This is a genomic window from Vibrio sp. J2-4, assembly GCF_021728155.1.
In the GTDB taxonomy this organism is placed as follows: Bacteria; Pseudomonadota; Gammaproteobacteria; order Enterobacterales; family Vibrionaceae; genus Vibrio; species Vibrio diabolicus.
Genome location: NZ_JAKKCN010000002.1, coordinates 697,938 through 719,870 on the forward strand (window position 1 = coordinate 697,938; position 21,933 = coordinate 719,870).

A 21,933-nucleotide genomic window follows, 5' to 3' on the forward strand; every position below is an offset into this window, starting at 1 on the left:
CCTCAGTGACCGTAAGTTCTAGGTTTGGTGTAGTAATCGATCAGTGGCACACACATATTTGCAAGTAACACTGCGAATGCAACACCATCAGGGAAGCCGCCCCAACTGCGAATGATAAAGACCAAAGCACCAATAAGCGCGCCAAAGATCAAACGTCCTTTAACGGTGGTAGACGCCGACACGGGATCGGTTGCAATAAAGAATGCGCCAAGCATGGTTGCACCTGATAACAAGTGGAAGATTGGCGACGCAGTTTCCCCTGGGGTCAGCAAGCTGAACACGAGGCTAAATAGCGTCAGGCTCGCTAGGAAGCCTACGGGGATATACCATTGGATGATACGTTTTTTGATCATCACTAAACCACCAAGTAAGTAGGCAAGATTTACCCATTGCCAACCAATGCCAGCTAATCCATCGAATATTGGCTGCGACAGTACTTCGCTTGGGGTTGCACCTGTATGAATGCCGGTCTTAAATGCATCAAGTGGCGTCGCCATTGTCACACCGTCAACCCCTGTTCGAACTTGCTGAAGCGATAAGCCGTCGTAATCATAGCCCGTAAAAATTAAAGAGAGTGTATCTGCAAAATTTACGTGATCAGGTATGAGTGACGTCGGGGCACTCCAACTCGTCATTTGCACTGGGAATGAGATTAACAAGACCACATAAGCGACCATGGCAGGATTGAATAAGTTTTGACCAAGGCCACCATATAGGTGTTTAGCAATTACGATCGCGAAAATAAGTCCGATCACCATAATCCACCACGGAGACCATGGTGGAATAGCAACGGCTAATAACCAAGCGGTAACGATCGCACTGTTATCACGTAGTGCTCGCATCGGCGAACGTTTACGGAAGACCATAACTAAGGCTTCAAGTGATACAGCGACTGCGATGGCAAAAATCAGCTGAATAAGCGTTCCCCACCCAAAGAAGTAGGTCTGAGCCGCTAAACCTGGGAGAGCACAAAGTGCCACCCATTTCATTAAGTCAGGTGTACTACGACGGCTGTGGGTATGCGGTGAACTGGCAATAAAAAACGACACTACTCGTTCTCCTCAGTATTATTTTTATTAGCTTCTTGCTGCGCTTTGCGAGCCTTCGCGCGCGCAATAGCAGCAGCGACAGCCGCTTTTTTCGGATCTTCAGTTTGTTCAGCAGGCGTTTCAGCTTCTACCGTTTCGGCTGGTTCTTCTTGCTTAGCTTTACGCGCTTTGGCACGCGCAATGGCAGCAGCAACCGCGGCTTTCTTCGGATCTTCAGTTTGTTCATCAGGCGCTTCAGCTTCTACCGTTTCGGCTGGTTCTTCTTGCTTAGCTTTACGCGCTTTGGCACGCGCAATGGCAGCAGCAACCGCGGCTTTCTTCGGATCTTCAGTTTGTTCAGCAGGCGTTTCAGCTTCTTCCGTTTCAGTTGAATCTGCTTGTTTCGCTTTACGCGCCTTAGCGCGTGCAATGGCAGCGGCCACGGCGGCTTTTTTCGGATCTTCAGCTTGCTCAGCAGGCGCTTCAGCTTCTACCGTCTCTGCTGAGTCTGCTGAGTCTGCTGAGTCTGCTGAGTCTGCTGAGTCTGCTTGTTTCGCTTTACGAGCCTTAGCGCGTGCAATGGCAGCAGCAACGGTTGCCTTCTTCGGATCGTCGGTTGGCTCAGTAGGCGTTTCAGCTTCTTCGGTTTCAGTTGAGTCTGCTTGTTTCGCTTTACGCGCAATGGCAGCAGCAACCGCGACTTTTTTCGGATCTTCAGCTTGTTCAGCAGGTGCTTCAACTTCTTCAGTTTCAGTTGAGTCTGCTTGTTTCGCTTTACGAGCCTTAGCACGCGCAATGGCAGCTGCAACGGCGGCTTTCTTCGGATCGTCGGTTTTCTCAGCAGATGCTTGAGCTTCTAACGTTTCGGTTGGTTCTTCTTGTTGAGCTTTTTTCGCTTTAGCTCGGGCGATGGCTGCTGCAACTGCCGATTTCTTATCATCAGCGTTGTTGTCTGGCGTTTCGCCTTGCTCTTTTTGTGCTTTACGTTCGCGGGCTAGACGTTTGCGTTCTTCGCGCAGTTTTGCCATTTCTGAGTTATCAGGTTCACTAGAGCCTGCTTTAGCGGCTGCGGCCTGTTTTGCCTTCGCTTTGGCAATGGCTGCAGCGACGGCAGGTTTAACGGCTGGCTCTGCTTTTTCTGTTGTTTCTGTCTTCTGAGCTTTCACTCGTGCGATCGCTGCTGCAATCGCATCATCACCACCAGAAGATTTCATGTCTTTACGGCGCTGATCGGCTGCTTTCTTAAAGCGATTTTCACGTTCTGCTTTTTCGCGTTCCATACGCGCTTTCTTCTCTTCAAAACGCAGCTTCGCTCGCTCCGCAGCTTCCGCTTCTTGTGTTCTGGTGCGAATTTCCGCTTTTGCTTGGCGGTAATACTGTACGAGAGGAATTTCACTTGGACACACAAACGCACAAGCACCGCACTCGATACAATCCTTTAAGTTTAGTTCTTCGAGTTTGTCATACTCTTCAGCTTTTGCATGCCATTGCAGTTGCTGAGGTAGCAGTGAAGCAGGGCAAGCTTCAGCACATTGGCTACAGCGAATACATTCCATCTCATGTTGGTGCGGAGAGATCTCACGACGAGTCGGAGCAAGGATACAGTTTGCTGTCTTGGTAATCGGCACTTGAGAGTGGGGAAGGGTGAAGCCCATCATTGGTCCACCCATGATTAAACGTTGTAACTTCTTATCGGCTTTATAGCCAAACTCATCCAATAACGCCTGTACTGGTGTACCTAATAATGCCCAAACATTGCGTGGTTGTTTGAATGTTTTACCGGTGAGAGTCACCACGCGTTTTATCATCGGTTCACCATCGATGATTGCGCGTTTGATTGAGTAAAGAGAACCGACATTTTGAACCAAAATACCAATATCGGCTGGGATTGCGCCGCTTGGTACTTCTTTATTGGTCAAAATTTTGATCAGCTGTTTTTCACCACCAGAAGGGTATTTAGTCGGGATAACGCGAATGACGATATCTTTGTTTAGAGCCGCAGCTTCTAACGCTTTGATTGCCTCTGGTTTGTTATCTTCAATACCAATAATCGTGAGCTTTGGTGTCAGGATATGTTCGACAATCTCGATACCTTGGATGAGCTCTTCGGCATGCTCTTGCATGAGCTTGTCATCTGATGTGATGTATGGCTCACACTCAGCTGCGTTGACGATAAGAATCTCTGTGCGAGCAAAACCTGATTGGATTTTTTTTGCGGTAGGGAAACCTGCGCCACCCATACCTGAAATGCCTGCGAGACGAATAATATCGATCAGTGCGTCAGGTGTTTCTTGTTTGTAATCCGCGACGGGTTTTCTGTCACACCATGTATCGTTACCATCAGGTGTAATGACCGCACAGAGTTCACTCAGACCTGAAGGGTGAGCAACGGTTCTAGGCTCAATTGCGGTGATCGTACCCGATGTAGGAGCATGCACTGGAACGGTAAAACCAGTTTCGGATTGCGTTAATGGCTGACCTTTTAATACGTGGTCACCTTCGGCAACCAATAAGTTACCAGCCTTACCAATGTGCTGTTTTAGCGGTAATACAATTTCTGATGGGATAGCCGCGTGAACGAGCTCAGTTTTGTTGGACTGCTTTTTGTTTTCTGCCGGATGCACACCACCAGGGAAATCCCAAAGCGAGCCTGTACGAATTTGTTCAATCAAAGACAACATGCGAAACCTTACTTAATTGAATCTTTCACGTTCGCTGCATCGTCGGCAGCATCCGTAATGTTGAGTACTGGAATGGAGTTAAGTTGCCACTTCCAGCTTTCCGTGGTGGTTGCCACAGGAATCATTTCAATACAATCAGTTGGACATGGTGCAACACATAAGTCACACCCCGTACATTCGTCTTTAATTACGGTATGGACCGCTTTTGTACCGCCTACAATTGCATCCACTGGACACGCTTGAATACACTTAGTACAGCCAATGCACATATCTTCATGGATAAACGCAACGGTTGGAATTTTGTTGTCGAGATCGTGCGCAGATTCTTCTGGCTCAACACCCATTAAGTCGGCGAGCTTTTCGATTGTTGCCTGACCGCCAGGTGGACATTTGTTGATGTGGTCGCCATTTGCAATCGCTTCAGCATAAGGGCGGCAACCAGGATAGCCACATTGACCGCATTGAGTTTGAGGTAAGATTGCGTCGATTTGATCCACAATTGGGTCTGCCTCGACTTTGAAGCGAATAGAAGCAAAACCAAGTATCGCGCCGAAAATCGCAGCAAGAACCGCTAACGCGATGATCGCAATTAAAATCGTACTCATTGTTTACTTCACCAAACCTGTAAAGCCCATAAAGGCTAGTGACATTAAACCCGCTGTAATCATTGCAATCGATGCACCTTTAAAAGGCACTGGTACGTCGGCGGCAGCTATGCGCTCACGCATGGATGCAAAAAGTATCAACACCAATGAGAAACCAACAGCGGCGCCGAAGCCGTAGATAATCGATTCGATAAAGTTATGGTTCTCATTAATATTAAGAAGCGCGACGCCTAATACCGCGCAGTTTGTAGTGATCAGCGGTAAGAAAATACCAAGCAAGCGATAAAGTGTTGGACTTGTTTTGTGCACAACCATTTCGGTGAACTGCACCACAACGGCTATCACCAAAATAAAACTCATGGTTCGAAGGTACTCAATACCCAGTGGACGAAGAATGTAGCTTTCCACTAAATACGCACACACTGACGCGAGCGTTAGCACAAAAGTTGTCGCTAAGCCCATACCTATTGCTGTTTCCAGTTTTTTGGACACACCCATAAAAGGACATAGGCCCAAAAACTTCACCAGTACAAAGTTGTTCACCAGCACAGTGCCGACCAACAACAAAACATATTCGGTCATAGTTATTACGTTCTTAAAATCCGATCTTGATATTATCGTGTTTTGTGACACCAATAACAACCAGTGAACGATGTGGTTTTACATACACGATGGAAAAATAGTCGTCTATGTGAGGTATTTTGATGAATCAATAAGAAATTGAACAGTTTGCTGAATGGATTTTACAAAGACGCTGGTGCTGCCTTTCCTCAAAGAATCTTTTGCTCAGAAGGCGGGAATTACATTTAGCGAGTAATTTTAAGTCGTCACTTGAGATATTGATGGTGAAAGAAGTTTTTGATTTCAAAACGAAAAAAGCCGTGTCTTGCGACACGACTTTTCTGGAATTTGGCTCCTCCTGCTGGGCTCGAACCAGCGACCTGCGGATTAACAGTCCGTCGCTCTACCAACTGAGCTAAGGAGGAATTGCTTTGCTTGAAAGCGGAACGAATCTTACCGAGTAGCCAAACTACTGTCAACAGTAAAAAAATACATTTTTAGCAAAAAATATTGGGGGAAGGGCTTTACTTTTCTGTACTGCTTGTCCGTAAAGGGGTGAGGTTACTTATCCACTAATTTTGTGGATAACTATGTTGATGAGATCTGAGTAAAGATCTTTTATATGCAACGTGGTGTTTATTTGGTGAGTTTTTAATCAGAGTTATGCAGAGAATATGCAATTAAAACATAGATTTATTGATGTTAAGCAAAATGTATTCAAGGTGGATAAAAATCTAGCTTTTGGGGATAAAGAGTGTTTAGGCTAATTTTTGGGGAAAAGTTGTGGAAACTGCAATGTGAAGAATGGGTGTGGCTCTTCAGCTAGGGCGAAGTACTATATCAGAGTAGGTTTTGTATGGCTATAGCATTCTAGACAAACAAGAAAATTTATTAACAATGGTGGGTAAATTTTCAATAGACGTAGATTTCATTGGCTAAGGTGTATATATACAGCCAAAGCGCAGTAAAGTTGAGGAAGGGTATGAGTAAAGTCTATGAATTGGTCTCCGATTATCAGCCATCGGGTGACCAGCCGGGAGCGATCAAGCAGCTGCTTGAGGGGCTTGATGCTGGACTGGCACATCAAACACTATTGGGGGTAACGGGATCGGGTAAAACGTTCACACTAGCGAATGTTATCGCTCAAGCCCAGCGACCTGCAATATTACTTGCTCCAAACAAAACGCTCGCAGCGCAATTATATGGCGAGATGAAATCATTCTTTCCCAATAATGCGGTGGAATACTTTGTTTCCTACTACGATTACTACCAGCCTGAAGCTTATGTCCCGACGACGGATACTTTCATTGAAAAAGACGCATCGGTTAACGCTCACATAGAGCAAATGCGCCTTTCCGCAACGAAAGCACTATTGGAACGTAAAGACGCGATTATCGTTGCGTCTGTTTCTGCTATCTATGGTTTGGGTGACCCAGAATCTTACTTGCAAATGATGTTGCATTTACGTCGTGGTGACGTGATTGATCAACGGGACATGCTACGACGTTTGGCAGAGCTACAATATTCGAGAAATGACGTGGCATTTGAGCGAGGACAGTTTCGGGTTCGTGGCGAAGTGATTGATATCTTTCCAGCGGAATCTGACCAAGACGCAGTTCGTGTCGAAATGTTTGATGATGAAATTGACTGCATCAGTGTTTTTGATCCATTGACTGGTGTGGTGAAACAGCGAGATTTACCACGCTACACTATTTACCCTAAGACGCACTACGTGACACCAAGAGATCGCATTCTTGAAGCGATCGAAAATATTAAGGTTGAATTAGAAGTACGCAAAAAACAGCTTCTAGACAACAACAAGCTACTGGAAGAACAGCGTATTAGCCAGCGGACTCAATTCGATATCGAGATGATGAATGAGTTAGGTTTTTGCTCAGGTATCGAAAACTATTCTCGCTATCTCAGCGGACGATCGGAAGGCGAGCCGCCACCAACATTGTTTGATTACTTGCCTCATGACGGTTTGTTGATCATCGATGAATCTCACGTGACGGTGCCGCAGATTGGTGCCATGTATAAAGGTGACCGCTCTCGTAAAGAAACGCTGGTGGAGTTTGGTTTTCGCTTACCTTCTGCGTTAGATAATCGTCCGCTCAAGTTTGAAGAGTTTGAAGCATTAGCACCGCAGACGATTTTTGTCTCTGCGACGCCAGGAAATTATGAACTAGAAAAATCTTCAGGCGATGTGGCGGATCAAGTTGTTCGTCCAACAGGCTTGCTTGACCCAGAATTGGAAGTTCGCCCAGTAGCGACCCAAGTAGACGACTTGTTGTCTGAAATTCGTCTCCGTTCTGCTAAAGATGAGCGAGTTCTAGTGACAACATTGACCAAACGAATGGCCGAAGATCTCACTGAGTATTTGCACGAACATGATGTTAGGGTACGTTACTTACACTCAGATATTGATACCGTAGAACGTGTGGAGATCATCCGCGACCTTCGTCTTGGCGAGTTTGACGTTCTGGTGGGAATTAACTTGCTACGAGAAGGCTTGGACATGCCTGAAGTTTCGCTGGTTGCAATATTGGATGCAGATAAAGAGGGCTTCTTGCGCTCCGAGCGTTCACTGATTCAGACCATTGGTCGTGCTGCGCGAAATCTTGAAGGTAAGGCGATCTTGTATGCTGACCGAATCACCAACTCCATGAAAAAGGCGATGGATGAAACCAACCGCCGCCGCGAGAAGCAGAAAGCGTACAACGAAGAAATGGGCATTTCGCCGCAAGCGCTCAAACGAAATATCAAAGATATTATGGAATTGGGCGATATTACCAAGTCTAAACGTCAGCGTAATACTAAACAGGTACCGTTGTCGAAAGTGGCGGAGCCTTCACAAACATACGAGGTCATGTCTCCTCAACAGTTGGAAAAAGAAATCAGTCGACTTGAGGCGGCAATGTATCAGCACGCGCAAGATTTAGAGTTTGAATTGGCGGCGCAAAAGCGTGACGAGATTGAAAAACTAAGAGCGCAGTTCATCGCAAATAGTTAAAAGTAAGCTTAATGATCTAGCTTAGCCAAGTGTTTTAGATTGCTTGCAAAAAAAAGAAGCCAATAGGCAGTCGGGTCTATTGGCTTGTTTTGTGAACATCTCGTTCACTAACAACGTCAGTTGGCTAGGTGACCCGAGGGGTCACTAAACTATCAGCATGGTTTATGCCATTTTTTAAATAATTGATATTATTTTTGAATCCTTTCTCTTACCCATAATTTAGCTAATGTTATTTGCAAAATGCAAAGCGTAATGCGATTATTGTTTAAAACACAACAAAATATTAGCTAGGTTATGCAACAAAAATCTGAAGGTCCTAAATCTCGTTACCTTTTAATGGTTGAGGATACCGCATCTGTTGCGGCACTGTACCGCTCATACCTGACACCGCTTGGTATAGATATCAATATTGTCGGTACAGGTAGGGATGCCATTGAAAGTCTCAACCATAGAATTCCAGATCTTATTCTGCTCGATCTTCGTCTGCCAGATATGACGGGGATGGACGTTTTACACGCTGTAAAAAAGAGTCATCCAGACGTACCTATTATTTTTATGACCGCTCACGGTTCTATCGATACCGCGGTAGAAGCAATGCGTCATGGCTCTCAAGACTTTTTGATCAAACCGTGTGAAGCAGACCGTTTACGTGTCACGGTTAACAATGCGATTCGTAAAGCGACTAAGTTAAAAAACGAGGCTGATAACCCGGGCAATCAAAGTTATCAAGGCTTTATTGGCAGCAGCCAAACTATGCAACAGGTTTACCGCACGATTGATTCAGCAGCGAGCAGTAAAGCGAGTATCTTCATCACTGGTGAAAGTGGTACGGGTAAAGAGGTATGTGCCGAGGCAATCCATGCGGCAAGCAAGCGTGGTGACAAGCCTTTTATTGCGATTAACTGTGCTGCAATTCCAAAAGATTTGATTGAGAGTGAACTGTTTGGTCACGTGAAAGGTGCTTTTACCGGTGCAGCAAATGATCGTCAGGGTGCAGCGGAATTAGCGGATGGTGGCACACTTTTCCTTGATGAATTGTGTGAGATGGATTTAGATTTGCAAACCAAATTGCTACGATTTATTCAAACCGGCACGTTCCAAAAAGTGGGCTCATCAAAAATGAAGAGCGTGGATGTTCGCTTTGTTTGTGCAACTAACCGTGACCCATGGAAAGAGGTACAAGAAGGTCGATTCCGTGAAGATTTGTACTATCGTTTGTATGTCATTCCTTTGCATTTGCCACCTTTACGTGAACGAGGTGAAGATGTCATTGAAATTGCATACTCACTGTTAGGCTATATGTCGCACGAAGAAGGAAAAAGCTTCGTGCGTTTTGCGCCTGATGTAATCGACCGATTTAATAGCTATGAGTGGCCAGGCAACGTTCGTCAGTTACAAAACGTGCTGCGCAATATCGTTGTTCTAAACAACGGTAAAGAAATCACGTTGGATATGTTACCGCCACCGCTGAATCAACCGCTTGACCGTCCGTCTTCTGTGGCGAAATTCATTGAGCCGAAAGTGATGACTGCGTCTGAGATTATGCCGTTGTGGATGACAGAAAAAATGGCGATAGAGCAAGCGATTGAAGCGTGTGATGGCAATATCCCCCGAGCGGCGGGATACCTTGATGTCAGTCCGTCGACGATTTACCGCAAGTTACAGGCTTGGAATGGCAAGGAAGAGCGGCAAAAAGTATGAGTGTGAATGTATTAAATCAGCAAAAAATCGATGAACTGTCGATGGAGATTGGCAGTGATAATGTTCCTGTTTTACTCGATATTTTCTTAGGGGAGATGGATACCTACATAGAGAATTTATCTCAGTTTCAAGGGACAGAGAGATTGCGTTACCTCAAAGAAATCAGTCACGCGTTAAAAAGCAGTGCAGCGAGCTTTGGAGCAGACCGTCTTTGTCAATTGGCGATGTCGATAGATAAAAAAGCCAAAGCAGGTGAGTTAGCTGAAGAGTCAGACGAGTTAAAAACGATGTTCGATCTTTTGCACGAAACACGCGACGCTTATCGTGATTGGCAGCAGTAATGCATTGTTCTGATGAGGCTCTTACACAAAACCCTTCACGTACGTGAAGGGTTTTTTCATTGCTGACAGCGAGTAAACTTGAAGCTATCCCCTAGCTTTAGAGGGCTTTTTTTAAATTGAAAGCCTTAGCTGGTTTTCAATAGCGAGCTTGAGTTTATCTCGGTCGTGACGCCAATCTCGGTTCGACGAAGCTAACGATTCCGTCACTACATTCCACTGGCTCAAGACTTCTTGCTCGGTTTCCTCTGCTAGAACCACGTCTATCTTCCTACCTTGGCAGGCACGCTCACACCATTCTAATTTTTGTGCCATGGTCATTCGTCCGGCTGGGCCGTACTCTGGACTCAAGTTGGCAACGAAAATGACTTTTGCTTTCTCATTGGCGGCAATGGCTTTGCCGAGCTCAGGCAACAGCAAAGGAGGCATGATGCTGGTTAAAAAGCTGCCAGGACCAAGAATAATAGCGTCTGCTTCTGCCAGTGCAGTCACTGCTTCTTTAGTTGCAGGAACTTCTGGTGATAGATCGAGACGACGTAAATCGGTGTCCATCTCGTCTACATTCGTTTCTCCCGTGACCCATTTTCCATCCACGGATAACGCGGAAAGATCGGAAGGGTGTTCAGACATAGGAAGAATGTTAACGTCGACTTTTAACATGTTTCGAATCAGATTGATGGCATCTAACGGTCTGACCGATAAGTTATCGAGCGCCGTAAGCATCAAGTTACCGAGGTTATGACCATCAAGCTCACCTGTACCTTTGAAGCGATATTCAAACATCATTGAACTGATCGACGGTTCTGTGATCAGCTGATTAATGCAGTTCCGTGTGTCACCCCAAGCGATTCCACCTTGGCAGTGACGAATTCTTCCTGTTGAGCCACCATTGTCTGTTGTGGCGACAATGCCAGTTGCATTGCCGCCAAAATCCCGTAGTGCGGCCAACATTCGACCTAAGCCATGACCACCGCCAACAGCGACCACTTTTTTATCCGTGTAGATATTCATTACGTTCTTCTAATAATCTTGTAAAAAACGGCTACAATTTATCTTAAGGAGTGCTTGAAAGGTACTCACTTAGCGGTAAATTGTGTCTCTAGAGAGTTTTTTATCACTCAAGTCTGGATTCCAGTACAAATATTAAGTATTTTACACCGCAAAGCTATCAGAGGTTTCATATCTCTGGTTGCCATAACTCCGAGCTCACTATTGCTAAGTCCGAGGATAAGCGTTTTGAGCCAGTGGCGTACTGTCACAAGGGCATGATTGGAAATGGCCATGCCTCCCGTGTTTGGAAAGGTGTTCCGTGGCGCAACAATTCGAAGACAAATTTCATCGTAAGTTCTATTACTTGCGTCTGTCTGTGACCGACGTATGTAATTTCAAATGTACCTATTGCCTTCCTGATGGCTATAAGCCTTCGGGCAATAAAAACTCGTCTTTTTTATCTCTTCCTGAAATCAAACGGGTCGTAAAAGCGTTTGCTGATTGTGGCACGTCAAAAGTGCGCATTACTGGCGGTGAACCAAGTTTACGCAAAGATTTTACCGACATTATCCACTCAGTGGCGACGACGCCTGGTATCCAAAAAGTTGCAACTACGACCAATGGTTACCGCATGGCGAAGCAAGTCGCAGACTGGCGTGAAGCGGGCTTAACTCACATCAACGTTAGCGTGGACAGCCTTGATCCGCGTATGTTCCATCAAATCACGGGTGAAAATAAGTTCACTGAGGTGATGAATGGTATCGAGCGTGCGTTTGAAGTTGGTTATGAGCAAGTCAAAGTTAATGTGGTGTTGATGAAAGATCTTAACCATCAAGAACTGCCAGCGTTTCTCAACTGGATAAAAGATCGTCCAATCCAACTGCGCTTCATCGAGTTGATGCAAACGGGTGAGATGGATGATTTATTCAATAAGCATCATGTGTCCGGCGTAGCAATTCGTAATCAGTTGATTGCGAACGGTTGGCTGCTTAAAGTGCGCTCTCATAATGACGGCCCCGCGCAAGTGTTTGTTCATCCAGATTACAAGGGTGAAATTGGTCTAATCATGCCTTATGAAAAAGACTTTTGTGAGAGCTGCAACCGACTACGCGTCTCTGCGATGGGGAAGCTGCATCTGTGTTTGTTTGGAGACCACGGTGTAGAACTACGTGATCTATTGGAACGTGATGAGCAAGAAAGCGAGCTTATTGAACGCATCCAAGCGCAGTTACAAACTAAGTCGGTGAGCCATTTCTTGCATGATGGTAATACGGGTATGACGCCACATCTGGCGTCTATCGGCGGCTAAATCAACTCAAATTTTGTAGGGAAAGCTTATTTATAGGCTAGCTTTCCCTCGCTTTTCTAGAATCGATACCAAACGTATCAAAGTTAAAAGAGAATAGGTGAACACATGGGTCACGCTGAAAGCAAATTTCAACCTGCAAATATTGCCGTTCTAACGGTATCTGACACTCGTACCGAAGAAAACGATACCTCTGGTTGCTACCTTGTTGAACACGCTCAAGAAGCGGGTCACAATGTTGTCGATAAGCAAATTGTTATTGATGATATGTACAAAATTCGCGCAATTGTTTCTCAGTGGATTGCGGACGACAATGTTCAAGCGATCATGATTACTGGTGGTACAGGGTTCACGTCACGTGACAGCACGCCAGAAGCGCTGAAGCCTCTGTTTGATAAAGAAGTAGAAGGTTTTGGTGAGTTATTCCGCATGGTGTCTTACGAAGAAATTGGTACGTCAACGATCCAATCGCGTGCAATTGCAGGTTTTGCTAACCATACAGTTATCTTCGCAATGCCTGGTTCAACTGGCGCGTGCCGCACTGGCTGGACGAAGATCATCAAGCAGCAGTTAGATGCAAGCCATCGCCCTTGTAACTTCATGCCGCACCTATCTGTATAACCTTTCCTAAAAGCGAAGGAAAAACAATGACTCAATTTACCCATATCAACGCGTCTGGCGAAGCCAACATGGTCGACGTGTCTGCAAAAGCAGAAACGGTTCGTGAAGCACGTGCAGAAGCATTTGTTCACATGGCCCCAGAAACCTTGCAACTGATTGTTTCCGGGCAGCATCATAAAGGTGATGTGTTCGCGACGGCTCGAATTGCTGGTATCCAAGCTGCAAAGAAAACGTGGGATTTGATTCCACTTTGTCATCCTCTGTTGCTTTCTAAAGTCGAAGTTCAGTTGGAGGCTATTGAGTCAGAAAACAAAGTTCGTATTGAATCTGTTTGTAAGCTTGCAGGTAAAACGGGCGTAGAAATGGAAGCGCTCACGGCGGCTTCTGTTGCTGCACTGACGATTTACGATATGTGTAAAGCGGTGCAAAAAGACATGGTTATCGGTCAAGTTCGTCTCCTAGAAAAGACGGGTGGAAAATCTGGACACTTCAAGGCGGAATCATGATTAAAGTACTTTTTTTTGCTCAAACTCGTGAGCTGATTGGTGTCGACAGTGTCGAATTAGATGATCAATTTGAAACGGTTGAAGCGATTCGCGCACATCTCGTGGAAGAGGGCGCTGATAAAAATGGTAAGTGGGATTTGGCTTTAGAGCCAGGAAAGCTACTTGCTGCTGTTAATCAATCTATTGTCCCACTTGATACCGAAGTAAAAGCGGGGGATGAAGTTGCATTTTTCCCACCGGTAACCGGAGGTTAAGATGGACCCACGCGTCTCTGTACAAGTTGAAGACTTTTCCGTTGATCACGAATATCAACGTTTATCCGAAGGTACGGCTGCTGGTGCTGTCGTAACATTCATTGGTAAAGTTCGAGATATGAACCTTGGCGATAATGTTGTTGGTTTGCACTTGGAACACTACCCAGGCATGACTGAGAAGAGCTTGAGCGACATTTGCGATCAAGCTGAATCACGTTGGCCATTATTGGGCGTACGCGTGATTCATCGCGTTGGTGACATGGATAGCGGTGATCAAATCGTCTTTGTTGGTGTTTCAAGTGCACACCGCGGAGCAGCATTTGATGCTTGCGAGTTCATTATGGACTACTTGAAAACCAAAGCACCATTTTGGAAGAAAGAACGCACGACGAGTGAAGATCGTTGGATTGAGTCGCGCGACACCGATCATCAAGCTGCACAGCGTTGGGAAAAATAGAACCCACTCCTCATTCTAGTGAAAAAAGCTAAGTGTCAATGGCACTTAGCTTTTTTTGTACTTATTTTCATAATTCTGCTCATTTGGCTTCAACACAACCCGTGCTCGCTCTGGTGACATTCTTCACAATAAAAGTTTTTAGCCCAATATATAAACAATTATTTGTTAGACTTCATTTGTCATAAATGTTAAATAATATGTAAATATCTAGCATAAGATGCTATCAAATGGTTTAAATGTAGATTAATCGAAAGTTTTGTCTGTGGAATGTCGCTTCTGGTCTCCATTTGGCTGGTGAATACTTTTTGATTAGAGTTTACTGCTAGATATGTGTGGTTTAGTCAGGATTATTGGTTTTTTTGCTACATTTTTATGGCAAATTACTTCAATGATTGCTAATGTGTGCCGCAGTCTTTGTAAGGTTTTAGGCTTTTGTGCTCAGAAAATGCACTAAAAAAATCTAAAACTCTGACCGTTCCAGGCCCTTACAAAGAAGTCATGGATGCTAACGAAAAAATTTGGAGTTTTACGCATGTATAAGAATAAAATCACGCGCGCTTTATTTATTGGTGCTGGTCTTTCTCTCGCTTTAGCTGGTTGTGGCGAAAAGCCTGCAGAGAAACAAGCTGCTGAGCCTGCTCCGGCTCCAGCCCCTGAAGCTAAATCTGACTCTAAAGAGCCAAAACTTGCTGCTGTTCAAGAATTGGTGCGTGGTAACGGTACAGAAGTTGCGACAATAGACCCTCATAAATCTCAAGGTGTTCCAGAATCCCACGTGATTCGCGATCTTCTTGAAGGCCTAGTAAACCAAGATGCGGACGGTAACACTATCCCTGGTGTTGCAGAATCTTGGGAAACTGAAGACAACAAAACATACACTTTCCACCTACGTGAAGACGCAAAATGGTCTAACGGTGATCCTGTTACTGCAGGTGATTTTGTATACAGCTTCCAACGCGCAGTCGACCCAGCAACCGCTTCTCCATACGCTTGGTACATGGAATACACCAAGATGAAGAACGCAAAAGACATTGTTGCGGGTAAAAAAGACAAGAGTGAGTTGGGTGTTAAAGCGGTTGACGACCACACGTTAGTGGTTGAGCTAGACACTGCTGTACCATACTTTGTGATGATGATGGGCCACACAACAGTGAAGCCTGTTCACCAAGCAACCGTTGAAAAGTTCGGCGATCAATGGACGAAGCCTGAGAACTTTGTAGGTAACGGTGCTTATGTTGTTGACAACTGGGTTGTAAACGAGCGTTTAGTTCTAAAACGTAACGAACAATACTGGGACAACGAAAACACGACGCTTGATCAAGTTACTTTCCTACCAATCGAAAACCAAGTAGCGGAAATGAACCGCTTCCTAGCAGGTGAAATTGACTTCACGAATGAACTGCCTACAGAGCACTTCAAGCGTTTGAAGCAAGAGCATCCAGAAGACGTGTCTGTGTCGGGTAACTTGTGTACTTACTACTACATCTTCAACACGAAGAAAAAGCCGTTTGATGATGTTCGCGTACGTAAAGCGATTTCTTATGCGATTGACCGTAATATCGTGACTGATGCGATCCTAGCACAAGGTCAAAAGCCAGCTTATTTCCTAACGCCTGAAATCACGGCGGGTTTCAACCCAGAAATCCCTGCATACGGCAAAATGACGCAAGAAGAGCGTAATGCTGAAGCGGCGCGTCTACTGGAAGAGGCGGGTTACGGTGCAGACAACCCTCTTGAATTTAACCTTCTATACAACACGTCAGAGAACCACAAGAAACTTGCGGTTGCACTGGGTTCAATGTGGAAGAAGACGCTTGGTCTAGACGTTACGCTAGAAAACCAAGAGTGGAAAACTTACCTATCTACCAAAGATTCTGGCAACTTTGAGGTTGCTCGTGCAGGTTGGTGTGGCGACTACAACGAAGCTTCATCTTTCCTAACGCTGATGATGAGTAATAACACTACTGGTGGTATTCACTACGACAGCAAAGAGTACGATGCAATCATGAACAAAGCATTTGCTTCAACTTCTGACGAAGAGCGTCAAGCGCTTTACCTAGAAGCAGAGAAGTTGATGGCAAAAGATATGCCAATCGCACCTATCTACCAGTACGTGAAATCACGTCTACTATCACCGAAAGTTGGTGGCTTCCCAGTCAATAACGCGGAAGACAAGATTTACTCTAAAGATCTCTACATCACAGAGTAATTCGTAACTCGATAGAACTATAAAAATGAGGCTCTACATGTGAGAAATTGCATGTAGCGCCTATCTTTAGTCCAAAAGAATTGGACGACTTCTTTAATTTAACTGTCACAGACTGAAAGAGTGAGTTTATGCTTAAATTCATCGCAAAAAGGATATTTGAGGCGATCCCAACAATGTTGGTTTTGATCACCGTATCTTTCTTTCTTATGCGCTTTGCACCGGGAAACCCTTTCTCGACAGAGCGTCCATTGCCACCCGAAGTAATGGCAAATATCGAAGCTAAATATGGCTTAGATAAACCTGTATTTGAACAATACACCACGTATTTGACCAATGTTATCCAAGGGGATTTCGGACCGTCATTTAAATACCTTGATTACTCGGTTAACGAGCTGATCGCGGTTGCCTTACCGGTTTCGGCTAAAGTGGGCTTCATCGCCTTTATCTTTACCCTGATTATGGGGGTTACCGTCGGTACCATTGCTGCGCTCAAGCAGAATACTTGGATTGATTACACCATCATGTCGACAGCGATGCTCGGCGTGGTAATGCCTTCTTTTGTATTGGCACCTGCGCTTATCTATCTATTCTCGCTTCACTGGAATATCTTCCCTGCGGGCGGTTGGCAAGATGGTAGCTGGCAGTATTTAGTGCTTCCTGTCATTGGTATGTCACTACTGTATGTTGCAACCTTCGCTCGTATTACGCGAGGTTCGATGATCGAAACCCTAAACAGTAACTTTATTCGTACGGCTCGTGCTAAAGGTCTAAGCTACCGTTACATTATCATCAAGCACGCTCTTAAGCCGGCACTTCTCCCTGTTGTTTCTTACATGGGTCCTGCTTTCGTAGGTATCATCACCGGTTCTGTTGTTATCGAAACCATTTTTGGTCTACCAGGTATTGGTAAGCTATTCGTTAATGCTGCGTTTAACCGTGACTACTCGCTAGTAATGGGTGTAACCATCCTGATTGGTTTCCTATTCATTTTATTCAACGCGATTGTAGATATTCTACTTGCAATGATTGACCCGAAAATTCGCTACTAACAGGGACGTTTGGTTATGTTAACGAAAAAAGAAAACCTAGAAGCGATTGAGAAGTTCTCCGAAAACTTGGAGATTGAAGGTCGCAGTCTTTGGCAAGATGCTCGTATCCGTTTTATGCGCAACAAAGCGGCAATGGTGAGCTTATTCCTTCTTGTTCTAATGACGTTGGCGGTGATTATTCTGCCAATGATCGCACCGCACACCTTTGATGATACTGACTGGTACGCGATGCACGTTGCACCGAATGCTGACCATTGGTTTGGTACCGACAGCTTAGGTCGTGACTTATATGTGCGTACGCTAATTGGGGGGCGTATTTCGTTGATGGTGGGTGTTATGGGCGCATTTGTAGCGGTACTGATTGGTACGCTCTACGGCGCAGCATCTGGTTTCATCGGCGGTAAAGTTGACCGCGTAATGATGCGTATTCTAGAAATTTTATACGCGGTACCGTTTATGTTCCTGGTAATCGTACTGGTAACATTCTTCGGTCGTAACATCATGCTGATCTTCGTTGCGATTGGTGCTATCGCATGGCTAGATATGGCGCGTATCGTACGTGGTCAGACACTCAGCTTACGTAGCAAAGAGTTCATCGAAGCTGCACATGTGTGTGGTGTTAGCAACTGGAAAATTATCACTCGTCATATCGTGCCGAACGTACTGGGCATCGTAGCGGTTTACTCTACGCTGCTTATCCCGAGCATGATCCTGACGGAGTCATTCTTATCATTCCTTGGTCTTGGTGTTCAGGAACCAATGACAAGTTGGGGCGCTCTTCTACAAGAAGGTGCACAGACAATGGAAGTAGCAATCTGGCAGCTGGCATTCCCAGCCGTGTTCATGGTTGTGACGCTATTCTGCTTCAACTACGTTGGTGACGGCCTGCGCGATGCGCTGGATCCAAAAGACAGATAATTAAAAGATAAGATTAAGGAAGCAATGATGAGCTTATTAGATGTCAAAGATCTGCGCGTCGAATTCACCACGCAAGATGGTATCGTAACCGCAGTAAACGATTTGAACTTCTCTCTCAACCAAGGCGAAACCTTAGGGATCGTTGGAGAGTCGGGATCAGGTAAATCTCAAACCGTATTCGCAATCATGGGCCTTTTGGCTAAAAACGGTATTATCTCTGGTAGCGCAAAGTTTGAAGGCAAAGAAATCTTAAACTTACCAGAAAAAGAACTGAACAAAGTTCGCGCTGAACAGATCGCAATGATCTTCCAAGACCCAATGACATCGCTGAACCCTTACATGAAGGTAAGTGACCAGTTGATGGAAGTGCTTATGCTGCATAAAGGTATGGGCAAAGCGGAAGCATTTGAAGAATCAGTACGCATGCTGGAAGCGGTGAAAATCCCTGAAGCGCGTAAGCGTATCACGATGTACCCGCATGAGTTTTCAGGCGGTATGCGTCAGCGTGTAATGATCGCGATGGCGTTGTTATGTCGCCCTAAACTGCTTATTGCCGATGAGCCAACAACTGCACTTGATGTGACGGTTCAAGCACAGATCATGGACCTGCTTAATGAGCTTAAAGACGAGTTCAACACGGCGATCATCATGATCACGCACGACCTTGGTGTTGTTGCAGGTTCGTGTGACAAAGTGCTGGTGATGTATGCAGGTCGTACGATGGAGTACGGCAACGTAAACGAAATCTTCTATAATCCAAGCCACCCTTATGCAGAGGGGCTGCTGAAGGCGATTCCTCGCCTTGATACGGAAGGTGAAATTCTACCAACCATTCCTGGTAATCCACCAAACTTGCTTCGTCTACCACCGGGCTGCCCTTATCAAGAGCGTTGCCACCGAGTGATGGATCGTTGTAAGCGTGAAGCGCCAATTCTGACTCCATTTGGTGATGGCCGTCAGCGCGCATGTTTTTCTGAATGGGAGGCTTGGAACAAATGAACGCAGTAGATAAAAAGCTAATTCTGGACATTTCAGAGCTGAAAGTTCACTTCAGCATTGCGTCAAAATCGGCATGGCCTTGGTCAAAGCCTTCAAGCCTAAAAGCGGTTGATGGGGTGAACGTTCGACTATACGAAGGGGAAACGCTTGGTGTAGTAGGTGAGTCAGGTTGTGGTAAATCGACGTTTGCGCGCGCCATCATCGGTCTTGTTGAAGCGACGGATGGAGAAGTAGTTTGGTTGGGTCAAGATCTAACTAAGATGAAAGACGTCCAACGTCGTGAAACGCGTAAAGAAATCCAAATGATTTTCCAAGATCCTTTGGCATCTCTTAACCCACGTATGACGGTTGGCGACATTATTGCTGAGCCTCTTGAAACGTTCTACCCAGAACTGTCTAAGCAGGAAGTGAAAGACCGCGTTAAAGAAATGATGGCGAAAGTGGGTCTACTACCAAATGTGATCAACCGTTATCCGCACGAATTCTCGGGTGGTCAGTGTCAGCGTATCGGTATTGCGCGTGCGCTTATCCTTAAGCCTAAGATGATCATCTGTGACGAACCAGTATCGGCACTGGATGTTTCGATTCAGGCTCAGGTCGTCAACCTGCTTAAAGAAATCCAGAAAGAGTTAGGTCTTTCTCTGGTCTTTATCGCGCACGACTTGTCAGTGGTAAAACACATCTCTGACCGCGTACTGGTTATGTACCTAGGTAACGCAGTGGAGCTTGGTGAAGCGGAGGCGCTGTTTGCTGATCCTAAGCACCCATATACACGCGCATTGATGTCAGCGGTTCCGATTCCGGACCCGAACATTGAACGCAGTAAGAAAATCCAAATGCTGGAAGGCGACCTTCCTTCGCCGATCAGTCCACCATCGGGTTGTGTGTTCCGCACTCGTTGCCCACAAGCAACCGAAGAGTGTGCGAAGACGAAGCCAACGATTCAAGGCAACGACGTTCACGCGGTATCTTGTTTGCACGTTAGTGTATAAATTCAGCCTGTGACGGGCTTAAGCGCGACACCTTCATCGGGTCGCGCTTTTTTTATGCATCTGATTTATACATTCGAATTTCTTGAACATGATGTCCTAAGTTCAGTGATTTTCTGTTTGATAGGAAACGCTAATATAGACATAAACAGAATGAGAGGAGCGCAATCATGGGTAAGTTGGTCGAAGGTGTTTGGCATGACGTCTGGTATGACACAAAATCAAATGGTGGCAAATTTGTGCGTGAAGATGCCGGATTCCGTAACTGGATTAAAAACGAACCTGATGCGGAGTTTAAACCAGAGTCTGATCGATACCATTTGTATGTCTCTCTTGCTTGTCCTTGGGCACACCGAACGCTCATCTTCCGCAAGCTGAAAGGCTTAGAACCCCATATTGATGTCACGGTTGTTTGCCCTGATATGTTAAGCCAAGGCTGGCAAATGGGGCTTCCTGAGCCACTATTTGGTCACACTCGTATGCACCAAATCTATACGCAGGCCAAACCAGATTACACAGGCCGTGTAACTGTGCCTGTGCTTTGGGATAAAAAGACCAATACGATCGTGTCGAATGAGTCGTCAGAAATTATTCGTATGTTTAACTCGGAGTTCAATGAGTTAACAGGAAACCACGATGACTATTATCCAGAACAGCTAAAGCATGTTATTGACGAGTGGAACGATTTTGTTTATCCAAACGTCAATAATGGAGTGTATCGCTGTGGTTTTGCGACCACGCAAGAGGCATATGAAGAAGCATTCGATTCTTTATTTGCTGCGCTAGATAAAATCGATTCGCACCTAGCGACTCATCGTTATTTAGCAGGGAATACGATTACTGAAGCTGATTGGCGTTTGTTTACGACTCTGATCCGTTTCGATGTCGTATATGTGGGTCACTTCAAATGTAACAAGCAGCGCATCGCAGACTACGAAAATATTCAAGGATACTTAAAAGAGTTGTATCAAGTCGAAGGCGTCGAAGAAACCACGGATTTCTACCATATTAAACGTCACTATTATTTCAGCCACACTGGTATTAACCCGACGCAAGTCGTACCCAAAGGGCCTGATTTAGACTTAAACTCTCCTCATGGAAGAGAAATAATTGGCTAGTTTGCTGCCTCTATCAGAAATGAAAAAGTACTTAACGGTTAGCAATGTCGTTAAGTACTTTTATGCCAACTAAATACTAGGAGTAGGAGAGTGACTTTTAAGTGTGCGTACGTCTTACTTAGCGCGTACGACGTCCATCACTAGTTTTCCGTCGACTTTTACAGGGCCATCTTCTTTGGCTCCTAGTGTATATTCAAATACGCCAGTCTTCATTCCACCTTTTTCTCCGTGGACCATTAGCATCAGCATGTCGCCAGACTCAACCGGTTCCATCAAAATTGCATTCACGTTCTCATTCTGTCCCATCTTTAGTGGGGCATAGCCGATAACAGGGCCAGGCTTCATTGATTCGTCTGTTCGGTGGACGACCATCCATCCGTTGTCGTCAGCATGAGCCATTTTTGCGGTTACCGTTCCTCCGGACATATCTTGATCAACGCCTTTAATGCTTGGGGCTGAAAAGCTGAATGAAGAAAAACTGAACAGAATTGCAGCTAAACCAAGCTTTAGCAGTGAGTTGTTGATGGAGTTGTTCATATGTATTCCTTACTTATGTGTGAGTTTGCGTAATTGCAGTCCATCTTCGTTAC

20 protein-coding genes, 1 tRNA gene and 1 riboswitch are annotated in these 21,933 nt (G+C 45.3%); of the genes, 14 read left to right on the top strand and 7 right to left on the bottom strand.

The annotated features are described in order from the left end of the window. Nucleotides 1–2 precede the first annotated feature (2 nt). From rsxD to L3V32_RS08660, 5 genes are all read right to left on the bottom strand, one after another. Nucleotides 3–1,049, bottom strand: coding sequence for an electron transport complex subunit RsxD (gene rsxD, locus L3V32_RS08640; protein WP_012841573.1), 1,047 nt, complete (start codon nt 1,047–1,049; stop codon nt 3–5). Then, the gene (gene rsxC / locus L3V32_RS08645) at nt 1,049–3,709 is read right to left on the bottom strand and encodes an electron transport complex subunit RsxC (protein ID WP_237284120.1); all 2,661 of its coding nucleotides are present in this window, start codon (nt 3,707–3,709) and stop codon (nt 1,049–1,051) included. Before rsxC ends, rsxD begins: the two co-directional genes overlap by 1 nt. An 8-nt stretch (nt 3,710–3,717) precedes the next feature. After that, entirely contained in the window at nt 3,718–4,314 is a 597-nt protein-coding gene (gene rsxB / locus L3V32_RS08650; RefSeq protein WP_012841575.1) for an electron transport complex subunit RsxB, read from the bottom strand. A gap of 3 nt (nt 4,315–4,317) precedes the next feature. Then, on the bottom strand, nt 4,318–4,896 hold the full coding sequence (gene rsxA / locus L3V32_RS08655) for an electron transport complex subunit RsxA (RefSeq protein WP_005380762.1): 579 nt from the start codon (nt 4,894–4,896) through the stop codon (nt 4,318–4,320). A gap of 328 nt (nt 4,897–5,224) precedes the next feature. Beyond that, nucleotides 5,225–5,300: transfer RNA gene (locus L3V32_RS08660), tRNA-Asn, on the bottom strand. Between the two features lie 557 nt (nt 5,301–5,857). Here L3V32_RS08660 and uvrB point away from each other — a divergent pair. The 3 genes from uvrB (at nt 5,858) to luxU (ending at nt 9,930) form a co-directional block, all read left to right on the top strand. Further along, nucleotides 5,858–7,888 carry an excinuclease ABC subunit UvrB gene (gene uvrB, locus L3V32_RS08665; RefSeq protein ID WP_065646646.1) on the top strand — a complete coding sequence of 677 codons (2,031 nt, stop codon included), beginning with the start codon at nt 5,858–5,860 and terminating at the stop codon, nt 7,886–7,888. A gap of 294 nt (nt 7,889–8,182) precedes the next feature. Further along, complete coding sequence (gene luxO, locus L3V32_RS08670) at nt 8,183–9,589, top strand: quorum-sensing sigma-54 dependent transcriptional regulator LuxO (protein WP_005396653.1); 1,407 nt, start codon at nt 8,183–8,185, stop codon at nt 9,587–9,589. Continuing rightward, entirely contained in the window at nt 9,586–9,930 is a 345-nt protein-coding gene (luxU, locus tag L3V32_RS08675) for a quorum-sensing phosphorelay protein LuxU (RefSeq protein WP_012841577.1), read from the top strand. The genes luxO and luxU overlap by 4 nt, the downstream gene beginning before the upstream one ends. A 111-nt stretch (nt 9,931–10,041) precedes the next feature. On the opposite strand, the gene L3V32_RS08680 is transcribed toward luxU, so the two are convergent. Next, entirely contained in the window at nt 10,042–10,938 is an 897-nt protein-coding gene (locus tag L3V32_RS08680) for a YvcK family protein (protein ID WP_150919158.1), read from the bottom strand. A 175-nt stretch (nt 10,939–11,113) separates the two neighbouring features. After that, a riboswitch (molybdenum cofactor riboswitch) is annotated at nt 11,114–11,248 on the top strand. Between L3V32_RS08680 and moaA the strand changes: the two genes are divergently transcribed. From moaA to L3V32_RS08735, 11 genes are all read left to right on the top strand, one after another. Further along, nucleotides 11,237–12,226, top strand: a complete 990-nt coding sequence (gene moaA / locus L3V32_RS08685) for a GTP 3',8-cyclase MoaA (RefSeq protein WP_005396649.1) — start codon at nt 11,237–11,239, stop codon at nt 12,224–12,226. (Overlaps the previous riboswitch by 12 nt.) A gap of 105 nt (nt 12,227–12,331) precedes the next feature. After that, a complete protein-coding gene (gene moaB / locus L3V32_RS08690; protein WP_237284121.1) occupies nt 12,332–12,844 on the top strand; it encodes a molybdenum cofactor biosynthesis protein B in 513 nt (170 codons plus the stop codon). A gap of 26 nt (nt 12,845–12,870) precedes the next feature. After that, nucleotides 12,871–13,350, top strand: coding sequence for a cyclic pyranopterin monophosphate synthase MoaC (gene moaC / locus L3V32_RS08695; protein ID WP_005396647.1), 480 nt, complete (start codon nt 12,871–12,873; stop codon nt 13,348–13,350). Next, a complete protein-coding gene (moaD, locus tag L3V32_RS08700) occupies nt 13,347–13,604 on the top strand; it encodes a molybdopterin synthase sulfur carrier subunit (protein ID WP_237284122.1) in 258 nt (85 codons plus the stop codon). The genes moaC and moaD overlap by 4 nt, the downstream gene beginning before the upstream one ends. Nucleotide 13,605: 1 nt before the next feature. Further along, nucleotides 13,606–14,061 (top strand): molybdopterin synthase catalytic subunit MoaE, encoded by a 456-nt coding sequence (gene moaE / locus L3V32_RS08705; protein ID WP_048625774.1) that lies wholly within the window; start codon nt 13,606–13,608, stop codon nt 14,059–14,061. Between the two features lie 532 nt (nt 14,062–14,593). Continuing rightward, nucleotides 14,594–16,270 (top strand): ABC transporter substrate-binding protein, encoded by a 1,677-nt coding sequence (locus tag L3V32_RS08710; protein ID WP_005396644.1) that lies wholly within the window; start codon nt 14,594–14,596, stop codon nt 16,268–16,270. Nucleotides 16,271–16,398: 128 nt separating this feature from the next. Then, nucleotides 16,399–17,319: an oligopeptide ABC transporter permease OppB gene (gene oppB / locus L3V32_RS08715; RefSeq protein ID WP_006742810.1), complete on the top strand. Its 921-nt coding sequence runs from the start codon at nt 16,399–16,401 to the stop codon at nt 17,317–17,319. Between the two features lie 15 nt (nt 17,320–17,334). Continuing rightward, nucleotides 17,335–18,237, top strand: coding sequence for an oligopeptide ABC transporter permease OppC (gene oppC / locus L3V32_RS08720; RefSeq protein ID WP_005396642.1), 903 nt, complete (start codon nt 17,335–17,337; stop codon nt 18,235–18,237). 27 nt (nt 18,238–18,264) lie between these two features. Then, nucleotides 18,265–19,236: an ABC transporter ATP-binding protein gene (locus L3V32_RS08725; protein WP_005396641.1), complete on the top strand. Its 972-nt coding sequence runs from the start codon at nt 18,265–18,267 to the stop codon at nt 19,234–19,236. Next, a complete protein-coding gene (oppF, locus tag L3V32_RS08730; RefSeq protein WP_006742812.1) occupies nt 19,215–20,228 on the top strand; it encodes a murein tripeptide/oligopeptide ABC transporter ATP binding protein OppF in 1,014 nt (337 codons plus the stop codon). Before L3V32_RS08725 ends, oppF begins: the two co-directional genes overlap by 22 nt. Nucleotides 20,229–20,395: 167 nt before the next feature. Continuing rightward, entirely contained in the window at nt 20,396–21,343 is a 948-nt protein-coding gene (locus tag L3V32_RS08735) for a glutathione S-transferase family protein (RefSeq protein WP_237284123.1), read from the top strand. Nucleotides 21,344–21,457: 114 nt separating this feature from the next. Here L3V32_RS08735 and L3V32_RS08740 read toward each other — a convergent pair whose 3' ends face one another. After that, nucleotides 21,458–21,880 (bottom strand): hypothetical protein, encoded by a 423-nt coding sequence (locus tag L3V32_RS08740; RefSeq protein ID WP_012841581.1) that lies wholly within the window; start codon nt 21,878–21,880, stop codon nt 21,458–21,460. Between the last annotated feature and the right edge of the window lie 53 nt (nt 21,881–21,933).

Coding starts and splice junctions, on each gene's coding strand:
- rsxC (WP_237284120.1), bottom strand. CDS start 3,709: ATGTTGTCTTTGATTGAACAAATTCGTACAGGCTCGCTTTGGGATTTC.
- rsxB (WP_012841575.1), bottom strand. CDS start 4,314: ATGAGTACGATTTTAATTGCGATCATCGCGTTAGCGGTTCTTGCTGCG.
- rsxA (WP_005380762.1), bottom strand. CDS start 4,896: ATGACCGAATATGTTTTGTTGTTGGTCGGCACTGTGCTGGTGAACAAC.
- uvrB (WP_065646646.1), top strand. CDS start 5,858: ATGAGTAAAGTCTATGAATTGGTCTCCGATTATCAGCCATCGGGTGAC.
- luxO (WP_005396653.1), top strand. CDS start 8,183: ATGCAACAAAAATCTGAAGGTCCTAAATCTCGTTACCTTTTAATGGTT.
- luxU (WP_012841577.1), top strand. CDS start 9,586: ATGAGTGTGAATGTATTAAATCAGCAAAAAATCGATGAACTGTCGATG.
- L3V32_RS08680 (WP_150919158.1), bottom strand. CDS start 10,938: ATGAATATCTACACGGATAAAAAAGTGGTCGCTGTTGGCGGTGGTCAT.
- moaB (WP_237284121.1), top strand. CDS start 12,332: ATGGGTCACGCTGAAAGCAAATTTCAACCTGCAAATATTGCCGTTCTA.
- moaC (WP_005396647.1), top strand. CDS start 12,871: ATGACTCAATTTACCCATATCAACGCGTCTGGCGAAGCCAACATGGTC.
- moaD (WP_237284122.1), top strand. CDS start 13,347: ATGATTAAAGTACTTTTTTTTGCTCAAACTCGTGAGCTGATTGGTGTC.
- moaE (WP_048625774.1), top strand. CDS start 13,606: ATGGACCCACGCGTCTCTGTACAAGTTGAAGACTTTTCCGTTGATCAC.
- L3V32_RS08710 (WP_005396644.1), top strand. CDS start 14,594: ATGTATAAGAATAAAATCACGCGCGCTTTATTTATTGGTGCTGGTCTT.
- oppB (WP_006742810.1), top strand. CDS start 16,399: ATGCTTAAATTCATCGCAAAAAGGATATTTGAGGCGATCCCAACAATG.
- oppC (WP_005396642.1), top strand. CDS start 17,335: ATGTTAACGAAAAAAGAAAACCTAGAAGCGATTGAGAAGTTCTCCGAA.
- L3V32_RS08725 (WP_005396641.1), top strand. CDS start 18,265: ATGAGCTTATTAGATGTCAAAGATCTGCGCGTCGAATTCACCACGCAA.
- oppF (WP_006742812.1), top strand. CDS start 19,215: ATGGGAGGCTTGGAACAAATGAACGCAGTAGATAAAAAGCTAATTCTG.
- L3V32_RS08735 (WP_237284123.1), top strand. CDS start 20,396: ATGGGTAAGTTGGTCGAAGGTGTTTGGCATGACGTCTGGTATGACACA.
- L3V32_RS08740 (WP_012841581.1), bottom strand. CDS start 21,880: ATGAACAACTCCATCAACAACTCACTGCTAAAGCTTGGTTTAGCTGCA.